Source organism: Arthrobacter sp. 05N425 (genome assembly GCF_056397125.1).
Genome location: NZ_JBFTMU010000008.1, coordinates 16969 through 36405, shown reverse-complemented (window position 1 = coordinate 36405; position 19437 = coordinate 16969). Strand labels below are relative to the sequence as shown.

Annotated in this window: 18 protein-coding genes and 2 riboswitches; of the genes, 6 read left to right on the top strand and 12 right to left on the bottom strand. The window is 68.5% G+C overall.

Translation table 11 applies throughout. The features are described from left to right. Positions 1 to 75: 75 nt before the first annotated feature. The 3 genes from AC1DGE_RS12135 to AC1DGE_RS12125 form a co-directional block, all read right to left on the bottom strand. Positions 76 to 1083, bottom strand: coding sequence for a GNAT family N-acetyltransferase (locus AC1DGE_RS12135; protein WP_476893519.1), 1008 nt, complete (start codon positions 1081 to 1083; stop codon positions 76 to 78). Positions 1084 to 1085: 2 nt separating this feature from the next. Next, positions 1086 to 2471 (bottom strand): glycine--tRNA ligase, encoded by a 1386-nt coding sequence (locus AC1DGE_RS12130; RefSeq protein ID WP_441419523.1) that lies wholly within the window; start codon positions 2469 to 2471, stop codon positions 1086 to 1088. Between the two features lie 122 nt (positions 2472 to 2593). Then, positions 2594 to 3595, bottom strand: coding sequence for a DMT family transporter (locus AC1DGE_RS12125; protein WP_476893518.1), 1002 nt, complete (start codon positions 3593 to 3595; stop codon positions 2594 to 2596). A gap of 33 nt (positions 3596 to 3628) precedes the next feature. On the opposite strand from AC1DGE_RS12125, the gene AC1DGE_RS12120 reads away from it, so the two are divergent. Beyond that, complete coding sequence (locus AC1DGE_RS12120) at positions 3629 to 3865, top strand: RNA-binding S4 domain-containing protein (protein ID WP_441419521.1); 237 nt, start codon at positions 3629 to 3631, stop codon at positions 3863 to 3865. 14 nt (positions 3866 to 3879) lie between these two features. On the opposite strand, the gene AC1DGE_RS12115 is transcribed toward AC1DGE_RS12120, so the two are convergent. After that, entirely contained in the window at positions 3880 to 4542 is a 663-nt protein-coding gene (locus tag AC1DGE_RS12115) for an alpha/beta hydrolase (RefSeq protein WP_476893517.1), read from the bottom strand. Between the two features lie 70 nt (positions 4543 to 4612). Here AC1DGE_RS12115 and AC1DGE_RS12110 point away from each other — a divergent pair, with 70 nt between their 5' ends. Both AC1DGE_RS12110 and AC1DGE_RS12105 read left to right on the top strand, forming a co-directional pair. Then, entirely contained in the window at positions 4613 to 5488 is an 876-nt protein-coding gene (locus AC1DGE_RS12110; RefSeq protein ID WP_441419519.1) for an SGNH/GDSL hydrolase family protein, read from the top strand. 91 nt (positions 5489 to 5579) lie between these two features. Beyond that, positions 5580 to 6083: a hypothetical protein gene (locus tag AC1DGE_RS12105; RefSeq protein ID WP_476893516.1), complete on the top strand. Its 504-nt coding sequence runs from the start codon at positions 5580 to 5582 to the stop codon at positions 6081 to 6083. Positions 6084 to 6185: 102 nt separating this feature from the next. On the opposite strand, the gene AC1DGE_RS12100 is transcribed toward AC1DGE_RS12105, so the two are convergent. Then, positions 6186 to 7670, bottom strand: a complete 1485-nt coding sequence (locus tag AC1DGE_RS12100) for a CoA-acylating methylmalonate-semialdehyde dehydrogenase (protein WP_476893515.1) — start codon at positions 7668 to 7670, stop codon at positions 6186 to 6188. Positions 7671 to 7701: 31 nt separating this feature from the next. Then, complete coding sequence (gene mmsB / locus AC1DGE_RS12095) at positions 7702 to 8604, bottom strand: 3-hydroxyisobutyrate dehydrogenase (protein WP_476893514.1); 903 nt, start codon at positions 8602 to 8604, stop codon at positions 7702 to 7704. Between the two features lie 138 nt (positions 8605 to 8742). Here mmsB and AC1DGE_RS12090 point away from each other — a divergent pair, with 138 nt between their 5' ends. Next, positions 8743 to 9651, top strand: a complete 909-nt coding sequence (locus AC1DGE_RS12090; RefSeq protein WP_476893513.1) for a LysR family transcriptional regulator — start codon at positions 8743 to 8745, stop codon at positions 9649 to 9651. Between the two features lie 111 nt (positions 9652 to 9762). Here AC1DGE_RS12090 and AC1DGE_RS12085 read toward each other — a convergent pair whose 3' ends face one another. The 3 genes from AC1DGE_RS12085 to AC1DGE_RS12075 all read right to left on the bottom strand — a co-directional run bounded on the left by AC1DGE_RS12085 (position 9763) and on the right by AC1DGE_RS12075 (position 14111). Further along, positions 9763 to 11145 (bottom strand): MFS transporter, encoded by a 1383-nt coding sequence (locus AC1DGE_RS12085; RefSeq protein WP_441419516.1) that lies wholly within the window; start codon positions 11143 to 11145, stop codon positions 9763 to 9765. A 171-nt stretch (positions 11146 to 11316) separates the two neighbouring features. Then, positions 11317 to 12483 carry a homoserine O-acetyltransferase MetX gene (metX, locus tag AC1DGE_RS12080; protein WP_476917520.1) on the bottom strand — a complete coding sequence of 389 codons (1167 nt, stop codon included), beginning with the start codon at positions 12481 to 12483 and terminating at the stop codon, positions 11317 to 11319. Between the two features lie 11 nt (positions 12484 to 12494). Then, a riboswitch (SAM riboswitch) is annotated at positions 12495 to 12610 on the bottom strand. Between the two features lie 184 nt (positions 12611 to 12794). Next, the gene (locus tag AC1DGE_RS12075) at positions 12795 to 14111 is read right to left on the bottom strand and encodes a bifunctional o-acetylhomoserine/o-acetylserine sulfhydrylase (protein WP_175323105.1); all 1317 of its coding nucleotides are present in this window, start codon (positions 14109 to 14111) and stop codon (positions 12795 to 12797) included. Positions 14112 to 14173: 62 nt separating this feature from the next. Continuing rightward, positions 14174 to 14289, bottom strand: a riboswitch (SAM riboswitch). 212 nt (positions 14290 to 14501) lie between these two features. Between AC1DGE_RS12075 and AC1DGE_RS12070 the strand changes: the two genes are divergently transcribed. After that, positions 14502 to 15140 (top strand): VOC family protein, encoded by a 639-nt coding sequence (locus tag AC1DGE_RS12070; RefSeq protein WP_441419514.1) that lies wholly within the window; start codon positions 14502 to 14504, stop codon positions 15138 to 15140. 127 nt (positions 15141 to 15267) lie between these two features. Here AC1DGE_RS12070 and AC1DGE_RS12065 read toward each other — a convergent pair whose 3' ends face one another. After that, complete coding sequence (locus tag AC1DGE_RS12065) at positions 15268 to 16044, bottom strand: CPBP family intramembrane glutamic endopeptidase (RefSeq protein WP_476917519.1); 777 nt, start codon at positions 16042 to 16044, stop codon at positions 15268 to 15270. 80 nt (positions 16045 to 16124) lie between these two features. Between AC1DGE_RS12065 and AC1DGE_RS12060 the strand changes: the two genes are divergently transcribed. After that, a complete protein-coding gene (locus AC1DGE_RS12060) occupies positions 16125 to 16781 on the top strand; it encodes a histidine phosphatase family protein (RefSeq protein ID WP_476917544.1) in 657 nt (218 codons plus the stop codon). On the opposite strand, the gene AC1DGE_RS12055 is transcribed toward AC1DGE_RS12060, so the two are convergent. Next, positions 16778 to 18184, bottom strand: a complete 1407-nt coding sequence (locus AC1DGE_RS12055; RefSeq protein WP_476893510.1) for a phenylacetate--CoA ligase family protein — start codon at positions 18182 to 18184, stop codon at positions 16778 to 16780. The two genes, AC1DGE_RS12060 and AC1DGE_RS12055, sit on opposite strands and share 4 nt — an antisense overlap. Positions 18185 to 18216: 32 nt before the next feature. Next, positions 18217 to 19428: an imidazolonepropionase gene (hutI, locus tag AC1DGE_RS12050; protein WP_476917518.1), complete on the bottom strand. Its 1212-nt coding sequence runs from the start codon at positions 19426 to 19428 to the stop codon at positions 18217 to 18219. Between the last annotated feature and the right edge of the window lie 9 nt (positions 19429 to 19437).

Genomic DNA, 19437 nt, shown 5'->3' with positions numbered 1-19437 from the left:
CCTTAGACCGAACTGACCCGCAGTTGTTGTCGCATGAAAACGACAACAACTGCGGGTCAGTTGCGTGTTGAAGGCCTAGGCGGGGTCGGAGACGATCAGGGTGTCCGCGCCGGCCTGCCGGGCCTTGCCGCTGTCCAGCAGCGGCTCGACGACGGCGCGCAGGGCCGTCATCGAATCGTCCAGTTCCAGCAGCACCGGGTACTGGTACGCGATCAGCGCCAGCAGGTCCCGCACCGCGGCGCGGGCATCGTCGTCGGACAGCTCCGGATCATGGCCCAGGAACACGTCGGAGGGTTCGCCGGCCTTCGCCGCGTGACCCTCTTCGGGACCGCCCATTTCCGGGCCGCCCTGTGCGTAGCTGACCGCGAATGCCTGCAGCCGGCCCTTCTTGCTGGCCGGCACGCCCGCGCCGAAGGCACTTGCTTTGGGCGCGCGCAACACAATCGCGCCGTGCGCCCCGCTGAGGTCGTCCAGGAAGAGCCGCTGCACGGTGGCGATGCTGAGCTCGCCGGGGCTGTCCCAGTGGTGCACGGCGGTGTAGTACCGGCCCACGACGTCGCTCAGCTCCACCGAGCCGGTGGCCAGGTCCTCCACCTGCTCGGAGGCCGCGGCCTCCGAGCCGTCGCCGAAGACCGGGAGCTTCAGGGAGCCGGGCTCCACGACCACCAGGCGCGAACGCTGGATCGGGGCGAGACCGGCTGCCTCGGCGAAGGCGGCGCCGGGCGTGCCCGGCTCCACCTTGGTCCGCAGCCGGGAGATGCCCGACGGCGACCGTTCGGCCTCGTGCCGGAGCATGCCCAGCAGCGTGGACCCGATACCGCTCCGGCGGTGGTCCCGGGCTACCTCGACGTACACCCAGAGGCGTTCCGGGTGCAGCGAGGCCTCGTGCACCACGCCGGCCGCGACGGGGATGGCGACGCCGTCGACGACGTCCTCGGCCACAATGCAGCGGCGCCACGGGGCGTTGCCCGAGGGCGCCAGGGTGCCGCGGAACTGCCGGGCCTGGTCCGTCTCGGGCCCGCCCCACACTTCCAGCAGCGCGAGGTCGTCGCCCTCACGCCATTCACGGTATTGGATCGCCATGCTCAGGCGCCGATCAGCCGTGCGGCCAGGTAGCCCTCCACCTTGTCCAGGGAGACTCGTTCCTGGCTCATGGTGTCGCGTTCACGGATGGTGACGGCCTGGTCCTCGAGCGTGTCGAAGTCCACCGTGATGCAGAACGGCGTGCCGATCTCATCCTGCCGGCGGTAGCGGCGGCCGATCGCGCCGGCGTCGTCGAACTCGATGTTCCAGTTCTTGCGCAGCTGCGCGGCGAGGTCCTTGGCCTTCGGGGACAGGTCCTCGTTGCGGCTCAGCGGGAGCACCGCCGCCTTCACCGGGGCCAGTCGCGGATCGAGCTTGAGCACGGTCCGGACGTCGACGCCGCCCTTGGCGTTGGGTGCCTCGTCCTCGGTGTACGCGTCGATCATGAACGCCATGAAGGAGCGCGTGAGGCCCGCGGCGGGTTCGATCACGTACGGGGTGTAGCGCTCGTTCGTGGCCTGGTTGAAGTAGCTCAGGTCCTGGCCGGAGGCCTTCGAGTGCGTGGAGAGATCGAAGTCGGTGCGGTTGGCGATGCCCTCGAGCTCGCCCCATTCGGAGCCGTGGAAGCCGAAGCGGTATTCGATGTCCGTGGTGCCCTTGGAGTAGTGGCTGAGCTTCTCCAGGGGGTGCTCGAAGAAGCGCAGGTTCTCCTCGCGGATGCCCAGGCCGGTGTACCAGTCCATGCGCTCCTTCATCCAGTACTGGTGCCACTGCTCGTCGGTGCCGGGCTCGACGAAGAATTCCATCTCCATCTGCTCGAACTCGCGGGTGCGGAAGATGAAGTTGCCCGGCGTGATCTCGTTACGGAAGGACTTGCCGATCTGGCCGATGCCGAACGGCGGCTTCTTGCGCGAGGTGGTGAGCACGTTGTTGAAGTTCACGAAGATGCCCTGCGCGGTCTCGGGGCGCAGGTAGTGCAGGCCCTCTTCGCTGGCCACCGGGCCGAGGTAGGTCTTGAGCAGGCCGGAGAATTCCTGGGGCTCGGTCCATTCGCCGCGGGTGCCGCAGTTGGCGCAGGCGATGTCCTTGAGGCCGTTCTCGGCGGGGCGGCCCTTCTTTTCCTCGTACTCTTCCTCGAGGTGGTCCGCGCGGTAGCGCTTGTGGCAGGAGAGGCACTCCACCAGCGGGTCGGAAAAGACCTCGACGTGGCCGGAGGCTTCCCAGACTTGGCGGGGCAGGATCACCGAGGAGTCCAGGCCGACGACGTCCTCGCGGCCGCGGACCACGGACTGCCACCACTGGCGCTTGATGTTTTCCTTCAGCTCGGCACCGAGGGGACCGTAATCCCAGGCAGAACGGGAGCCACCGTAGATTTCACCGGCCTGGAAGACGAAACCCCGTCGCTTGGCGAGGGAAATGATCTGGTCGAGTACGGATTTTGCTGCCATGGGAACTCCAATTTCTACAGGGCCGCTGGGTGCGGTCCGTGCTGTCAGCCCCGGGTCACCGGCTGGTTGCCGGGCGGGGTGTTGCGAACGGTGTGATGCAAACTCCTAGCCTACCCGCGCTGCTACCTCTTGAGGGCGCCGCGGGACCAGGGCAGGCTGGCCAGGATAATGGCGGCCAGCGTCAGCAGCGTGCCGAGCACGGTGGGCAGCGCGACGACGGTGCCGGGCGCGGGCAGCACCAGGTCGAGGCCGAGCGAGCCCAGCAACTGTCCCGCGATCATGCCCAGCCCGGTGACCAGGACGCCAAGGCCGCGGACCAGGAAGGCGGCGACGCCAATGAAAATGCAGCCCATCGGCCCGCCGAGGTAGTACCACCATTCGCCGGGGAGGGCGTTGCCGGGCCCGGCGACCGCCAGTTTGATCAGCCAGGCAAGCCACAGCACGATGCTGCCGGCGACGAAGTTCACCAGGGTGGCGGTGATGGGCGTGCGGTAGTGCACGGTGGCCGTGCCGTTCATGGCCTGCTGGAAACTCATCAGGAACCCGGCCAGCACCGGCAGCAGCACCGGAACCAGCAGCTGCAGCGGGCCGGCCTCCGTCCCCGAGGGAGCGCCTGCGCCGCCCGCCGCGCTGCCGTCGAAGCGCGGCGAGACGGCCCAGGCGACAGCGGCGACGGTGAGTATGCTGCCGAGCACGCGGATGCCGGTGACGGGTTTCTTGCCCGCCGGGCCGATCCCTATCCGGTCCACCAGCAGGCCGCTCAGGGTCTGCCCGGTGACGGCGGCGACCGTAAACAGGGCGACGCCGAGCAGCCCGACCGTGAAGGACTGGGCGAAGACGAAAAACGCGCCGATGCCGCCGGCGAGCGCGTAGTAGCGCGGAAAACGGCGTTCCCGCAGCGCCGGCAGGACGTTGGCCAATCCGGCGCGTCCCTTCGGCAGGGCCAGGGAGACGACGATCATCAGCGCCAGGCCGACACTGAAACTGACCACCGCGGCGGCGAGTCCGTCGGCCAGGACGGTGCCCAGGGCGCCGTTGATCCGGCCCTGGACGGGGACGAAAAGGCCGGCCGAAACGGCGAGGAGCAATCCGACGGGCAGTGGAAGCCGCGGTGCGTGGGTCATTGGTGCCACCTTTGGTCAGGCATTATTGCTTGTATGAGCAACCCGGAAATTGAAGACATTCCCATCCGCGACGACATGATCCGGCTGGGCCAGCTGCTGAAGCTGGCCAACCTGGTCGAGGACGGGGTGGAGGCTGCCGAGCTGATCAAGAACGGCCTGGTCAAGGTCAACGGCGAGATCGACGACCGCCGCGGACGCCAGCTCCACCACGGCGACACCGTCACCGTGAACGGGCAGACCGTCCGGATCGTCACACCTAACGGAGTTTAACCCGCCGTCGGGGACTACTTGTTGAGGACCTCGTGGGTGAGGAACTCGCCGACGTGGCCGATCTCCTGCTGGTTGATGCCGTGCCACATGCCGGTGTAGAGCACCTTGGTGAGCTTCACGTGCTTGCGCACCCAGCCCATGGTGAACTCAATCTTGTCCGGGGTGATCACGGGGTCCTGCTGGTCGCGGCCCCAGAACATCGGCAAGGTTCCGTCCAGTTCCGCGTCGCGGAAGCTGGGGTCCCCGGCGGCGTCGACGGCAAAGCCGGAGAGCCCGACGACGGCGGCATAGCCGTCCGGGCGCTGCCGCAGCAGGGTCGTGGCCATGGCCATGCCCATCGAGAACCCGAGCAGGGTCACCGAAGGGTGGCTGTCCCTCACCGAGTCGATCCAGTCCTGCGCGTAGGCGGCGGCGTGCTTGACGGCGTCGAGCGAATAGTCGATGGACGCCGTGAGCGGGAACCAGGTGAAGCCGGGACCGGAGACCAGCGGGGCGCGGAGCGAGGCCACCACGAATTCCTCCGGCAGCAGGTCCGCCAGGCTGAGCAGGTCCTGCTCGTTGGCGCCGTAGCCGTGCAACAGCACCAGCAGGGGCCTGCCGGCGCGGTCCTCCTCGGGCCGGGACCACAGAACAACGGGGGCAGGAAAGGCAGCGGGATAGGCAGCGGCTTCAGTCATGGCTCCATTCTTACAGTTACCTATGAGTAACAAGCTACGCTGGCGCCGCTTTGTGGGAAGGGGGCAGGATATGAAGGTGAGTGAAACAGAAGCAACGGAGAACTTCCCGGACCGGACCGTCAACCACCCTTGGACCCGCTACGTGGCGATGGGCGACTCCTTCACCGAAGGGATCGGAGATCCCGAACCGGCGAGCCCGGGCGGGCACCGCGGCTGGGCGGACCGGGTGGCCGAGGAATTGAGCCGCGGCCACGAGGATTTTGCCTATGCCAACCTCGCCGTGCGGGGCCGGCTCCTGCAGCAGATCGTGGACCAGCAGCTGGCCCATTGCCTGTCGCTGAAGCCGGACCTGGTGACCCTGTCCGCGGGCGGGAACGACCTGATCCGGCCCGGCGGGGACCCGGATGTCCTCGCCGAACGGCTTGACTCCGTGGTGCAGATCCTGAGCTTGGGCGGCGCCACCGTGGTCCTGTTCAACGGCCCGGACACGGGCTCGTCGGTGCTGGGCCGGATCCGCAGCAAGGTGGCGATCTACAACGAGAACCTGCGCACCGTGGCGGCCCGGCACGACGCCGTCATTGCCGACATGTGGTCGCTGCGTCAGCTCAACGACCCGCAGATGTGGGACGCGGACCGGCTGCACTTCTCGCCGCTGGGCCACCACACGATCGCGGCCATGGTGCTGGATTCGCTGAACGTCCAGCACACGCTGGAGCCGCTTTCCCCGAAGCCGCTGCCGCAACGCAGCTGGCGAGAGGCCCGCACCGGGGACCTGATCTGGGCCCGCGAGCACTTCGTCCCGTGGGTGGTCCGCCGGCTCCGGCACCGCTCCTCCGGCGACGGCATCACGGCCAAGCGCCCGCTGGCCGGACCGGTGTTCGGCCCCGGGGTCCCGCTCGGCTCGGGCGAGGGGCCGCCCGGCGCCGAGGATGCCCTGCGGTCCTGAACTCCGGGTGCCCGGGGTGCCGGGCGGCCCGGCACCCCGGGCACGGGGTGCGCGTTAAGCTGGAAAGACACCTTTTGAGAGGCGCGGTACCGTGAGTATTTTCTTTTGGATCATCATCTTGACCTTCGTGGTCCCGGCGGCCATTCGTATGTACCGCAAATCGGTCCGCGGACGCGGCCAGGACCAGGGCATGCCCGGCGGCTTCCCGGGCCAGTTCCCAGGTCAGTTCCCTGGCCAATATCCGGGCCAGCAGAGCAACCAGCCGCGGGACGGCTTCACCCAGCGCGACTACTACGGCGGATTCGGCCAGCTGGGTGCGCCGCAGCCCCCGGCCAACCAGCCGCCGGCGAACCAGCAGTACCCGGTCCCCTACGAGGACAGCCCGGAGTACCTGAACAACCCGCCGCAGCCCGCGTCGCCGCAGCAGTGGCAGCCCCAGGCGCCGGCGCCTGGCGCCCCGGAGGTGCCGCCGGTGCCGTCGGGGCCGCAGGGCTACCGCGCGCGCAAGCTCGCCGAGCTGGACCAGAAATACAGCAACGGCGAGCTCGCCATGGAGGACTACATGGCCCAGCGCGCGGAGATCATGAAAGGCTGACCCCCGGAACCTACAAGCAACGCGGGGTCACTTACGGCCCATAATCCACTCGTGGATAGGCCGTAAGTGACCCCGCGTTGCTGTTGTCCGGGAGGGCTGCGCCTAGTCGACCTGCGGGAAACCGAGGTCGATCACCGAGGTGGACGGATCCGGCCAGCGCGTCGTGACGACCTTGCCGCGGGTGTAGAAGCGGATGCTCTCCGGGCCGTACATGTGGGTGTCGCCGAAGAGCGAGTTCTTCCAGCCGCCGAAGGAGAAGGTCCCTACCGGCACCGGGATCGGCACGTTGACGCCCACCATGCCGGCCTCGACGTCGAACTCAAACTGCCGGGCGGCGCCGCCGTCGCGGGTGAAGATCGCCACGCCGTTGCCGAATTCATTGTCATTGACGAGTTTGACGGCGTCGGCGTAGCTCTCGACGCGCACCACCGAGAGGACGGGGCCGAAGATCTCGTCGTCGTAGACCTTCATGCCGGGCTTGACGTGGTCGATCAGGCTCACGCCGATGAAGAAGCCGTTGGAGTCGAATTCCTGCTCCCGGCCGTCGACCACCACGGCGGCGCCCTCGTCTGCGGCGCCGGCCACGTAGGAGGCCACCTTGTCGCGGTGCTCGGCGGTGATCAGCGGACCCATCTGGGAGGCCGGATCCGTGCCGGGGCCGATCTTGAGAGTTGCCATCCGGGTCTTGATCGCGTCCACGAGTTCGTCCGCGATGTTCCCGACGGCGACCAGGACGCTGACGGCCATGCAGCGCTCCCCCGCGGAGCCGTAGGCTGCGGAGACGGCGGCGTCGGCGGCCATGTCCAGGTCCGCGTCCGGAAGCACCACCATGTGGTTCTTGGCCCCGCCGAGGGCCTGGACGCGCTTGCCGTGGTCCGCGGCGCGCTTGTAGATGGACTGGGCGATCGGCGTCGAGCCCACAAAGCTGACAGCCTTGACGTCCGGGTGCTCGAGCAGCACGTCGACGGCTTCCTTGTCACCGTGCACGACGTTCAGGACGCCCGCGGGCAGGCCGGCCTCGGCGAAGACCTGGGCGATGAAGAGGGCGGAGGACGGGTCCTTTTCGCTCGGCTTGAGCAGCACGGTGTTGCCGCAGGCCAGGGCGCTGCCGATCATCCAGAGCGGCACCATGGCCGGGAAGTTGAACGGCGTTATGCAGGCGACGACGCCGACCGGCTGCCGGACGGAGTGGACGTCGACGCCGCCGGACACCTGCTCGGAGCGTTCGCCCTTGAGGGCGTGGGACAGGCCGGTGGCGAACTCGATGTTCTCCAGGCCGCGGGTGATCTCGCCCTCCGCGTCGGAGAGGACCTTGCCGTGTTCGCTGGTCAGCAGGGCGGCCAGTTCGGGGCGGCGCTGCATAAGCAGCTCGCGGACCTTGAAGAAGATGGTGGTGCGCTTGGCCAGGCTCGTGGCCCGCCAGCCGGGCAGGGCGGCACGGGCGGCGGCGATGGCTTCCTCGACCCGCGCGGCGGAGGCGAGCGCCACTTCCTTTTCCTGTTCGCCGGTGGCGGGGTTGAAGACGGGGCCGTAGCGCTCGGCGTCGGACACCAGGGCGCCGTTGATGAAGTGCGGAATGCGTTCCATGGGGAGGATCTCTTTCTAAAAGGTTTGGGGGCTACTTGGCGGACTCGAACGAGCCGTCGACCAGTTTGACGATGGCGGAGCAGTCCGTGCCGGACTGGCCGCCGTCGATGAGCCGCTGGAAGAGCTGCTGGACGTGCTCGCCGATCTCCAGCGGCGTGCCGGTGTCGCGGGCGGCGCTGATGGCCAGGCCGATGTCCTTGTTGGCGAGCTCGGCAGTGAACGTCGGCGCGAAGTCGTTGTTCGAGGCGGCGGTGGGCACGACGCCGGCCACCGGGTACCAGGTGCGCAGCGCCCAGCTGTCGCCGGAGGAAACGGAGGCGATGTCCCAGAAGACCTGCTTGTCCAGGCCCAGGCGGTCCGCAAGCACCGCACCTTCTGCCGTGGAGGCGAGGTTGATGAAGAGCATCAGGTTGTTGCAGATTTTGGCGGCCTGGCCGGTGGTGGCGCCGCCGGTGGGGATGATGTTGGCGGCCATCGGGCGGATGTAATCGGTGGCGTCGGCGACGGCGCCGGCTTCGCCGCCGATCATGAAGGTCAGCGTGGCGGCCTTGGCGCCGCTCATCCCGCCGGAAACGGGCGCGTCGACGAAGCGGAAGCCTGCCTCCGCGGCGGCGTCGTGCAGGGCCTGGGCCGAGGCGATGTCAATCGTGGAGGAGTCCACCAGCAGGGTCCTGGTGTCGGCGTGGGCCAGGACGCCGTCCTCGCCCAGGTAGACGGCCCGGGCGTGCTCGCCCTTGGGGAGCATCGTGAAGACGACGTCGGCGCCTTCCACGGCCTCGGCGATGCTGCCGGCAGGCTTGACTCCCCCGGCCTCGGCAGCCGCGAGGGCCTCCGGGTTGAGGTCGAATCCGCGGACCTCGTTTCCGGCCTTGGCCAGGTTCACCGACATGAACCCGCCCATGTTTCCCAGTCCGATCCAGGCGACAACTGCCATGGCATAAGCTCCTTTGCTTTGCATTGTGTCCGGCGCATTTGCCGGTTGTTCCGTGTCCACCATCACACCCTGTTACAGTGCAATCAAGGGGAAAAAGTGAAGATGCCATGTGCATCAATGCACATCGACGAAAGGCCAATGGTGGACTTAAAGCGGCTCCCCAGCCCGGACGACCTGCTGATCCTGCTGACCGTGGCCCGGCTGGGCCGGTTCAACGCCGTCGCGGAGACCCTGGGCACCACGCACACCACCATCTCGCGCCGGATCCTCGCCCTGGACAAACAGCTCGGCGGCCGGACACTCGAGCGCAGCCCGCACGGCTGGGAACTCACCGAACTTGGATCACTGGCCGTGGCAGCGGCGGAAGCCATTGAGGGAACACTCGGAGCACTGTCCGGCCGGATCGCCCGGACAGAGGACGTGCTCTCCGGCCTGGTCCGGATCAGCACCCCGGACGGATTCGGCGCGGAATTCGTCGCCCCGGCCCTGGTCCGTTTGCAGCAGGAACATCCGTTGCTGAACGTGGAGATGCTCAGCGCCACCCGCAAGGTAAGCCAGAACCGCTCCGGGGTGGACCTGGAAGTGGTGGTCGGCAACCTGGAGGTCAGCAACGCGCAGACCATCTTCCTGTCCAACTACTTCCTGCGGCTGTACGCCAGCCCGGAGTACGCCCGCGAGCACGGGCTCCCGGTGACGCTCGACGACGTCCGGCAGCACGGATTCGTCTCCTACGTCGAGTCGGCCCTGCAGGTCGCCGAGCTCGGCCACCGCTCCACCCAGCTGCCGATGCCGCGCTCCAGCTTCCAGGCCACCAGCATCTTCGCCCAGCTGGAGGCCGTCCGCCGCGCCGCCGGGATCGGGCTGCTGCCGAATTTCCTCGTCGTCGGCAAACCGGGGCTCGTACCGGTCCTGCCGGACGACTTCCAGCGGCAGCTGCCGATCTGGGCAGTTGCGAGATCGGAATCGCTGCGTTCGGCGCCGGTGCAGGCCGTCGTGGCGGCCGTCCGGGCCGAGATCGCCGAACGCCAGGATGTGCTTGCCGGCTGAGCCCGGCGCGCTGCGGAGGCCGCCACAAGATCCCCGGATGACAGCAGCCCCCGTCCCCGCAGCGCGGGAACGGGGGCTGCCTGTTCGTTGGGTTGTGCAGCTGCGTGCTGGTTACCGCTTACCGGCGGCCAGCAGATCGGCGGTGCCCTGGGCGTCGGCGGCGTCGACGTCGTGCAGGGAGATGCCACGGGTTTCCTTGAGGAAGAACACCGCGACGGCCGTGACGGCGCAGGCGATGAGCAGGTAGATGGCCACCGGGACGGAGGACTTGTACTGGCTCAGCAGCGCGACGGCGATGATCGGGGCGAGCGAACCGGCCACGATCGAGGTCACCTGGTAGCCGAGCGAGACGCCGGAGTAGCGCATCCGGGTCGGGAACATCTCGGCCATGATGGCCGGCTGGCCGGCGTACATCAGGGCGTGGAACAGCAGTCCGATGATGACAGCGGCAAGGATCATGAAATCGTTGCCGGTATCCATCATCGGGAAGGCGAAGAAGCCCCAGGTGGCGCCCAGGACGGCACCGGCCATGTAGACGGGCTTGCGGCCGAAGCGGTCCGAGAGACGGCCGACCACCGGCACCGCGGAGAAGTGGATGAAGTGCGCCACGAGCAGGAGCAGCAGGATCCGGGCGGTGTCGGCGTGGACAACGGTCTTGAGGTAGGTGATCGAGAAGGTGACCACCAGGTAGTAGAGGATGTTCTCCGCGAAGCGCAGGCCCATGGCGGTGAAGACGCCGCGGGGGTAGCGGCGGAAGACCTCGGCGACGCCGTAGCCCTTGTTCTCCGTGACAACTTCCTTTTGTGCCTCGAGGAAGATCGGGGCGTCGCTGACCTTGGTGCGGATGTAGTAGCCGACGACGACGATCACGGCGGAGAGCCAGAACGCCACGCGCCAGCCCCAGCCAAGGAAGTCCGCGGAAGACAGCACGGAGGACAGGATGAACAGCACGGCAGTGGCGAGCAGGTTGCCCAGCGGGACGGCGGACTGCGGCCAGCTGGCCCAGAAGCCGCGGGACTTGCTGGGGCTGTGCTCGGCGACGAGGAGGACGGCGCCGCCCCATTCACCGCCGACGGCGAAGCCCTGGGCGAAGCGCAGGAAGACCAGCAGGGCCGGGGCCCAGTAGCCGATCTGCGCGAAGCCCGGGAGGCAGCCCATCAGGAAGGTCGATACGCCGACCAGGATGATGCTGAGCTGCAGCAGCTTCTTGCGGCCGAACTTGTCGCCGAAGTGGCCAAAGACGATGCCGCCGATCGGGCGGGCCACGAAGCCAACCGCATAGGTCAGGAACGCGGCGAGGATGCCGTCCAGTTCCGTTCCGGAGTTGGGGAAAAACATCTTGCCAAAAACCAGGGTGGCGGCGGAGGCGTAGAGGAAGAACTCGTACCACTCCACTACCGTGCCGGCCATGGAGGCCGTTACTACCTTCTTCAGGCCGGACGTCTTGACGTCGGGCTCCTCTGCGCGCCTTGCGGCGGCGTTTTCCGTGCTCATGCGAACTCCTTCGGTGTCGTCGTCGACACCCTGTGGACCATTAGGTTGACTACGTGTGTGTGAGTTGGAACACACGGCGTCATTCTCCACGAGTATGGACTTCGATCGAGGCAAGCTCAACGACTAATCGCGCAGAGTGCGTCTGCAAAAATGCACACACGGCGGTGCCGGCTAGGCGAAGAAGTTGCCCCGGAGCTGCTCGCTGAGCTGGCCGATTTCGGTCAGGAAGCCGTCGTGGCCGATCGGGGCCTCGATGACGTGCACGGGGACCTCCCCCGGCAGGGCGTCGGCGAGCTCTCGGGATTGGGCGGGAAAGTACAGCCGGTCCGAGTCCACGGCCGCCACGAAGAACTCCGCGGTGGCCAGGGAGACGGCCTGCTCCAGGCTTCCCCGGCCGCGGCTCACGTCGTGGCTCGTGAGCGCCTCGGTGATGGCGATGTAGCTGTTGGCGTCGAAGCGTCGCACCAGCTTGTTGCCCTGGTGGTCCAGGTAGCTCTCCACCTGGTAGCGCCCACGGCCGGCCAGCGACCCGGCCTCCAGCGGGGCCTCGGCCGCCTGGGCGTTGCGTCCGAAGCGCCCGTCCAGCTCGGCTGCGGAACGGTAGGTGATGTGCGCGATCCGGCGCGCGAGGGCCAGTCCGGCGTGCGGTTCCGGGCCGCCGTAGTAGTCGCCGCCGTTGAAGTTGGGGTCCTGGCGGATTGCCAGGGTCTGGGCCTGGGCGAAGGCGATCTGTTCGGCGGTGCTGCTGGCGCCGACCGAAATCACGGCGCATCGCTGCACCCGCGCCGGGTAGGTCACCGCCCACTCCAGCGCGCGCGCTCCCCCGAGCGAGCCGCCGAGCACGGCATACCAGCTGCTGATCCCCAGCGCGTCGGCGAGCCGGGCTTCCGCCGCGGTGCTGTCCCGGAGGGTGACCAGCGGGAAGCGCGAGCCCCAGGGCCGGCCGTCCGGGGCCGGCGTGGAGGGCCCCGTGGAGCCGTAGCAGCCGCCGAGGATGTTGATGGAGACCACGAAGTACTTGCCCGTGTCCACCGGGGCGCCGGGGCCTGCCAGTTCCTCCCACCAGCCCGGTTCCTCGCCGGCGCCGCGGGTCACGTGGGTGTCGCCGGTCAGGGCGTGCTCGATCAGCACCGCATTGGAGGCATCGGCGTTCAGCGTCCCCCAGGTCTCGTAGGCGAGGGTGACCTCGGGCAGGGTGGCACCGGATTCAAGGGCCAGGGAACCGATCGGGAGGTACTGCACCGTCCCGTCGGGAACAGCACCGTCGGGAACAGCGCCGTCGGGAACAGTGGAGGGTTTGCTTTCGGGTACACCCGTGCGGGTGACGGCAATCGTCATGTGAGGACCTAACTTCGCGCTTGCCCGCCGTCAGCTGACCGGCAGGCCAGGTCTTCACCCGGGGCACCCCGCCGCAAATGGAGGGTTGCCGGCCAGCAAGCCGGGGCTGTCACTGGCACTCATGACCTGCGTCGATTCTACGAAACACGGCGGCACAAGCGCGAAGATTGTGACGGCTGTGTGACAGCCGGACCCGTCAACACCGCAGTTTCCCCACCTTTGACAGACGCGCCCGGCGGGTCGCCCCGAAGTGTCGGCGATTCCCGGGGCCATCCCCGCAAAGGTGGGGAAATTCGGCGTGCTGCGTGACCTCAGGCGTTCTTGGCCGCCCGGAAGCCGGCATCGAGGTCCGCGATGATGTCGTCGATGTGCTCGAGGCCCACCGAGAGCCGGACCAGGCCGGGATTGACGCCGGCGACCGCCTGCTGCTCCGGCGAGAGCTGGCTGTGCGTGGTCGACGCCGGGTGGATGACCAGTGAGCGCACGTCACCGATGTTCGCCACATGGGAGTGCAGCTCGAGGGCGTCGACGAAGCGTTTGCCGGCCTCCGCTCCCCCTGCGAGGTTGAACGCGACGACGGCGCCGGTCCCCTTCGGGCCGTACTTGCGGCCGCGCTCGTACCAGGGGCTGGACGGCAGCCCGGCGTAGGCGACGGATTCGACGTCGTCCCTGGCTTCCAGCCATTCGGCCACCCGCAGGGCGTTGGCGACGTGCCGTTCCACCCGCAGGCTCAGCGTCTCGATCCCCTGGGCGATGAGGAAGGCGTTGAACGGCGAGACGGCCGAACCGAGGTCGCGCAGCAGCTGGACCCGGGCCTTGAGGATGAAGGACAGGTTCGCTCCCAGCGCCCCGTCCGCCCCGAGGTCGCGGGCATAGACCAGGCCGTTGTACGTGGGATCCGGGGTGTTGAAGCCGGGGAAGCGCTCCGGGTCCTTGCCGAAGTCAAAGTTGCCGGAGTCGACGATCACGCCGGCAATCGCGGCACCGTGTCCGCCGAGATACTTGGTGGCCGAATGCACCACGATGTCGGCGCCCCACTCGATCGGGCGGATCAGGTAGGGGGTGGAGAGGGTGTTGTCCACGATCAGCGGCACCCCGGCGCGGTGGGCGACGTCCGCGACGCCTTCGATGTCCAGCACGTCCTGGCGGGGGTTGGAGACCACCTCGCCGAAGAACAGCTTGGTGTTCGGCTGCACGGCATCGCGCCACTGCTCAAGGTTGTCCGGGTCCTCCACGAACGTCACCGAGATACCGAACTTCTTCAGCGTGTGGGCCAGCAGGTTGTAGGTCCCGCCATAGAGGCTGGGGCTGGCGACGACGTGGTCCCCCGCCTCGGCGATGTTGAGGATCGCGAAGGTTTCGGCGGCCTGGCCGGAACTGAGCAGGAGCGCCCCCAGGCCGCCCTCCAGGCTCGCGACCCGCTGTTCCACCGCGTCCTGGGTGGGGTTGCCGATCCGGGTGTAGATGGGGGCGAGCTCGGCGAGCGCGAACCGGTTGGCGGCGCTCTCCGCACTGGGGAAGACGAACGACGTCGTCTGGTAAATCGGCAGCGACCGCGCGCCGGTGGCGGAGTCCGGCTCCTGGCCGGCGTGGATCTGGCGGGTTTCAAAGGACCAGGCGTTGGACATCGGAGAGCTCCCTAATGACTGGGCACAGGCCGCCCCTGGCCTCTGGGGCCGGAACGGCTCTGGCGCCGCGCTTGCCTGCCGGCGGACGCCGGCGGGCCAGGTCTTCACCCGGGGCACCCCACCGCGCAAGGAGGGTTGCCGGCCAGCAAGCCGGGGCTCGATGCTGGCGCTCATGACCTGGCTTCAGTCTACGAACGCGCCATTACGCCTGGATAGCTTTGTGACGAAAATGAAGAACGGCCCCACCGCCGCCCGGCGCACGCCCGGGAGCCGGAAAGTGCCGTGGTTCTGGCCGGGCAAATCCGCGCGGTGAGCTCGGGAAAATGACATCCCATCACGGTAAGGGCAGCCTAAGCTGAGAGCTCCATCACAAAGTGCCAAGATGAGGGCATGCGCATGGATCACGTCTCTTACGCCTGTGAACAAGATGGCCTGGCTGCCACCACCGAACGTATTGCGACCGCCCTCGGGGTCGAAGCCGTCAAGGGCGGAATACACCCCCGGTTCGGGACCCGCAACATGATTATCCCGCTTGCCGGACACAAGTACCTCGAGGTCGTGGAGGTCCTGGACCACCCGGCCTCCGACAAGGCGCCGTTCGGGCAGGCAGTCCGCGCCCGCTCGGCCGCCGGCGGTGGCTGGATGGGCTGGTGCGTCGAGGTTGACGACCTGGCACCGTTCGAGGAGCGGCTGGGCCGCTCCGCCGTCAACGGCAACCGCAAGTTCCCCGACGGCCGCGAACTGGTCTGGAAGCAGATCGGCATCCTGGGCCTGATCGCGGATCCGCAGGTCCCCTACATGTTGAAGTGGGAAGGCGACCCCGCCCTGCACCCGTCCAACGCCTATGAGAGCAACGTGAAGATGTCTGCCCTCACGATCGCGGGCTCGGCCGAGCGGGTCACCGAGTGGCTGGGTGAACCGGTCGAGAAGCCGCTGGAGGACGTGGACGTGAACTGGCTGGCCCCGCACGGGACGCCGGGAATCCTGTCCGTCACCTTCGAAACCGATTCCGGAGCCGTCACGATCTGACGCTTCCTGCCCGAAAAACTTCGGCCGCCAGCAGCGGGTGCCAATGATGCCACCCACCGCTGGCGGCCGAAACACTTTAACCCGTCGCCGGCGGCGGGCCACTGGAGGCAACGCGGGTTATGCCTGCTCAGCCCAGGCCGATCGCCTTGCCGAAGAGGCTGAATCCGACGAAGGCCACGATGTCCAGCAGCGCATGCGCAATCACCAGCGGCATCACCCGGCGCGTCTTCGTGTAGATCAGCGCGAAGATGACGCCCATGACGGCGTTGCCGATGAACGGCCCGAAGCCCTGGTAGAGGTGGTAGCTGCCGCGCAGCATCGAACTGGCGAAGATCGCCAGCGGCATGCCCCAGCCGAGCTTGCCGAGCCGGTCCAGCAGGTAGCCCACCACGATCACCTCCTCCACGATCCCGTGCCGGATCGCGGAGAGGATCAGGACCGGCACCGTCCACCAGTAGGAGTCCAGTGCGCTGGGGATGATCGCCGTCGTGATCCCCAGCGCCCGCCCGGCCGCGTAGAGGCCGAGCGACGGTATGCCGATCAGGGCAGCGAGGCCGAGGCCCTGGAGCAGGTCCTTGCCGGGCCGGGCGAAGTTGAAGCCCAGCTTCCGGAACGCCGAGCTGCCCGTGCCGGCGGCCATGCCGGCGGGCCGGAGTTCGGTCAGGAAATAGATCACCAGCACCACCGGGACCAGGGCGAAGATGATGTCCAGGAACTGGTACGTGAGGTCGAAATACTCCCGGCTGCTTTGCGAGCGGTTCAGCGTCGAGGTGCCCTGCGCCAGCGGCGCCCTGGTCATCTTGTCCAGCAGCTGCACTACCGAGTACACCGCCGACTGTCCGAGGGACAAGCCCAGGACAATCCAGACTTCTAGCCGCAGCCGACGGCGGGAGGGAACCAACATGGTTCTATCTTGCCTGCCGTTGCCGGGAGTTGACTGCAAGTGCCTATGCTTGGGCTGTGAGTGCGCCCGGGAAAATCATCATGATCCGGCATGGCCAGTCCGCCGCCAACGCCGACACCTCGATCTACAACCGGGTGCCCGATTACCGGATCCCGCTGACCCCGCTCGGCGTCGAGCAGGCCACGGCCGCGGGCGAGCAGCTGCGGCGGGAGCTGGACGGGCAAAGGGTGTGCGTCTACGTCTCCCCCTACCTGCGGGCCTACCAGACCCTCCAGGCGCTCCAGCTGGGCTCCCTGATCGAACGCGTGATCGAAGAGCCGCGGCTGCGCGAACAGGACTGGGCGAATTTCCAGATCGCCGGGGACATCGAGGACCAGAAGGAGCTCCGCAACGCCTACGGCCACTTCTTCTACCGGTTCCGGGAAGGCGAATCGGGCTCCGACGTCTACGACCGGATCTCCTCGTTCATGGAGACCCTCTACCGGCACTGGTCCAAGCCGAACTATGCGCCGAACGCCTTGTTCGTGACGCACGGGCTGACCATGCGGCTGTTCTGCATGCGCTGGTTCCACTGGTCGGTGGAGTACTTCGAGTCGCTGAACAACCCGGACAATGCCGAAATCCGGACCCTGCTGCGCACCCGGCAGGGCAAGTACGAGCTGGACAAGCCGTTCAGCCAGTGGGAGGACCGCCGGGTGGACGAGACCGTGCTGGACGCCCCGCCTATGTTCTTCTAAGGGATGTTCTTCCAGACGCTGTCCGGGGCGGGCCTCAGGGCGATGACCTGGTGGAACTTCCCGCTCGCGCCGGTCTGATCCGGTGCTTCCTCCGCCCGGACCAGTTCCACGTTCGCCAGGCCCTGGGCGGCCAGGAACCCGGACAGCTTCGCCGCCACGTCCTGCCACACCGCGTCCGCCGCGGCGCCCGGCTCCAGCTGGAGCCGCACCCGCAGCGCCGCCGGACCGGACTGGACCAGCTGGCAGCGGTGGACGCCCGGCGCGTCGTCGATGGGGGCTGTGATGGCGAGGGGCAGGACACTCACCGTGCCGCCGCGGCCGTTGTCCAGGTGCAGGACGTCATCGTGCCGGCCGGCCACCCGGATGGCGGGCAGCGGGTTGCCGCACTCACAAGGGCCGGGCTTGGCGACGACGGAGTCACCGAGGTCGTAGCGGATCAGCGGCTGGACCCGGTTGGCGAGATTGGTCAGCAGCACCGTGTGGGACGGCTCCCCCGGGGGCGTGGGACCGTAGTCCTCCTCGACCGGTTCCAGGATGACCCAGTCACTGTTGACGTGCAGCCAGCCGCGGGGGCAGTCCAGGGCGATCGGGGTGAACTCGGAGGCAGCGTAGACATTGTGCACCGCGCCGCCCAGCGCCGCGGCCAGGCGCTCCCGGTCCCCGACGGATTCGCCGCTGGACTCCACAATCACGGGCCGGATGTGCAGCCGGCCCGCGTCCTGTTCCTCGGCCAGCAGTTCGAGGGCGCTGGGGTAGGCCACCAGCAGGGCCGGGTCGAAAGCGTTAAGCGCCTGCACCAGCGTCTCCAGCGGTTGCTGCACGGAGAACATGCGGTAGGCCCGTCGGCGGCCCCGGCTGCGGCGCCGTTCGGACTCGAGCCAGACGGCCCCGGCGAAGTGGCCGCCGGTGCCCAGCACCGCGGCGGCACGGATTCCCCGCCGCAGCATCGCGAGCAGCCGGCGGGCGTCGAGGGCGGTCCCGACGATCCGAACGCCCTGGGCCCGGTAGCAGGCGACGGCGGCCTGGTCGTGCACGAATAATCCGGGGTGGCCCGTGGTTCCGGAGCTGGTGCAGGCGAAATAGCGGCCGCGGTAGCGAGTGCCGACCAGGGACGGGTCGGCGACGAAGCCCTCGAGGTCCGCCCGGGTGATGGCCGGATCGGTCACCCAGTCGTCGAAGCGTGCCATCAGCTGCGACTTCGTGACCGGCGGCAGGTCCCGGAGCGGGATGTCCTCGGCCGGGAGGCCGCGGTAGAGCTCCCGGTAGAACGGGGAGCTCGTGCGGGCATGGGCCACGAGGGCGGCCAGCCGGGCGTCCCGGCGCCGGGCCAGGGCCGGCACTCCGCCGCGCTTGGCCCGCACCAGGTCGATCATGGTGGCGAGTTCCCTGGCGAAGCCGGTCATGGCGTTCCTCCTTGGCCTCCGGTGCGCGCCGGTCAGCGGGCGCGGACCCCGGCGCGCCAGACGGCGTGGGTGAGCGGCATGCCTGGCCGGTATGCCAGATGGGTGGCGGACGGGGCGTTGAGCAGGTGCAGATCCGCCCGGTTGCCCACGGCGATGGAGCCGACCGCCCGCTCGCCGTCGACGTCGTTCCCGGACTCCCGGCCCAGCGCCAGCGCACCGCCGTACGTCGCCGCCCGGACGGCTTCGTGCACGCTGAGCCGCATCTGCAGCACGGCGGTGGTGACGCAGAACGCCATCGAGCTCGTATAAGAGGTGCCGGGGTTGCAGTTGGAGGCGAGCGCTAGCTGGACGCCGGCGTCAAGCAGTTCCCGGGCCGGAGCCAGCGGCTGCCGGGTGGACAGGTCGCAGGCCGGCAGGCAGGTCGCGACGGTGCCGCGCTCGCCCGCGCCGGCCGCTGCCTCCCAGCCGGACCAGCTGTCGGCGAGGGCGTGGACGTCCTCGCGGGAGAGGTAGTTGACGTGGTCCACGCTCGCGGCGCCGAACTCCACTGCCAGCCGCACCCCGGGACCCTCGCCCAGCTGGTTGCCGTGCACGCGCAGGCCCAGTCCGGCGTCCCGGCAGGCCTGGAGCACCCGGCGGGACTGGTCCTCGTTAAACGCGCCGCGTTCGCAAAACACGTCGGCCCAGCGGACGTAGGGCCAGACCGCGGCGAGCATTGGTCCGCAGACCAGCTCCGTGTACTCCTCCGCGTCGAGGCCTTCGGGTACCAGGTGCGCGCCGAGGTAGGTGACCTCGTCCGCGACGGTGGAGGCGATCCTCGCGCTGCGGGCCTCGTTCTCCACGTCCAGGCCGTAGCCGGTCTTGGTCTCCAGGTAGGTGGTCCCCTGGGCGACGGCTTCCGCCACCCGGCCCAGCGCGAGCCGGGTGAGGTCGAAGTCGCCCGTGGCCCGGGTGGCTCCGGTGGTGACGGCGATGCCTCCGGCGCTGTAGCTCTCCCCCGCCATCCGTGCCTCGAATTCCGCGGTCCGGTCGCCGGCGAAGATCAGGTGCGTGTGTGAATCCACCCAGCCCGGCAGGAGCGCGCGGCCGGCGGCGTCGACGGCGTCGTCCGCCGCCGGGGCGTCCGCGGCGGCACCCAGCCAGGCGATGCGTTCGCCCTCGATCACGATGGCCGCATCCTTCAGGACCCGGTGGTCCGCGTCCTGGGTCATCAGTTCGGCGATGTTGGTGATGAGGGTGCTCATGGGTCCATT

Coding starts and splice junctions, on each gene's coding strand:
- AC1DGE_RS12135 (WP_476893519.1), bottom strand. CDS start 1,083: ATGGCGATCCAATACCGTGAATGGCGTGAGGGCGACGACCTCGCGCTG.
- AC1DGE_RS12130 (WP_441419523.1), bottom strand. CDS start 2,471: ATGGCAGCAAAATCCGTACTCGACCAGATCATTTCCCTCGCCAAGCGA.
- AC1DGE_RS12125 (WP_476893518.1), bottom strand. CDS start 3,595: ATGACCCACGCACCGCGGCTTCCACTGCCCGTCGGATTGCTCCTCGCC.
- AC1DGE_RS12120 (WP_441419521.1), top strand. CDS start 3,629: ATGAGCAACCCGGAAATTGAAGACATTCCCATCCGCGACGACATGATC.
- AC1DGE_RS12115 (WP_476893517.1), bottom strand. CDS start 4,542: ATGACTGAAGCCGCTGCCTATCCCGCTGCCTTTCCTGCCCCCGTTGTT.
- AC1DGE_RS12110 (WP_441419519.1), top strand. CDS start 4,613: ATGAAGGTGAGTGAAACAGAAGCAACGGAGAACTTCCCGGACCGGACC.
- AC1DGE_RS12100 (WP_476893515.1), bottom strand. CDS start 7,670: ATGGAACGCATTCCGCACTTCATCAACGGCGCCCTGGTGTCCGACGCC.
- mmsB (WP_476893514.1), bottom strand. CDS start 8,604: ATGGCAGTTGTCGCCTGGATCGGACTGGGAAACATGGGCGGGTTCATG.
- AC1DGE_RS12090 (WP_476893513.1), top strand. CDS start 8,743: ATGGTGGACTTAAAGCGGCTCCCCAGCCCGGACGACCTGCTGATCCTG.
- AC1DGE_RS12085 (WP_441419516.1), bottom strand. CDS start 11,145: ATGAGCACGGAAAACGCCGCCGCAAGGCGCGCAGAGGAGCCCGACGTC.
- metX (WP_476917520.1), bottom strand. CDS start 12,483: ATGACGATTGCCGTCACCCGCACGGGTGTACCCGAAAGCAAACCCTCC.
- AC1DGE_RS12075 (WP_175323105.1), bottom strand. CDS start 14,111: ATGTCCAACGCCTGGTCCTTTGAAACCCGCCAGATCCACGCCGGCCAG.
- AC1DGE_RS12070 (WP_441419514.1), top strand. CDS start 14,502: ATGCGCATGGATCACGTCTCTTACGCCTGTGAACAAGATGGCCTGGCT.
- AC1DGE_RS12065 (WP_476917519.1), bottom strand. CDS start 16,044: ATGTTGGTTCCCTCCCGCCGTCGGCTGCGGCTAGAAGTCTGGATTGTC.
- AC1DGE_RS12060 (WP_476917544.1), top strand. CDS start 16,125: ATGATCCGGCATGGCCAGTCCGCCGCCAACGCCGACACCTCGATCTAC.
- AC1DGE_RS12055 (WP_476893510.1), bottom strand. CDS start 18,184: ATGACCGGCTTCGCCAGGGAACTCGCCACCATGATCGACCTGGTGCGG.
- hutI (WP_476917518.1), bottom strand. CDS start 19,428: ATGAGCACCCTCATCACCAACATCGCCGAACTGATGACCCAGGACGCG.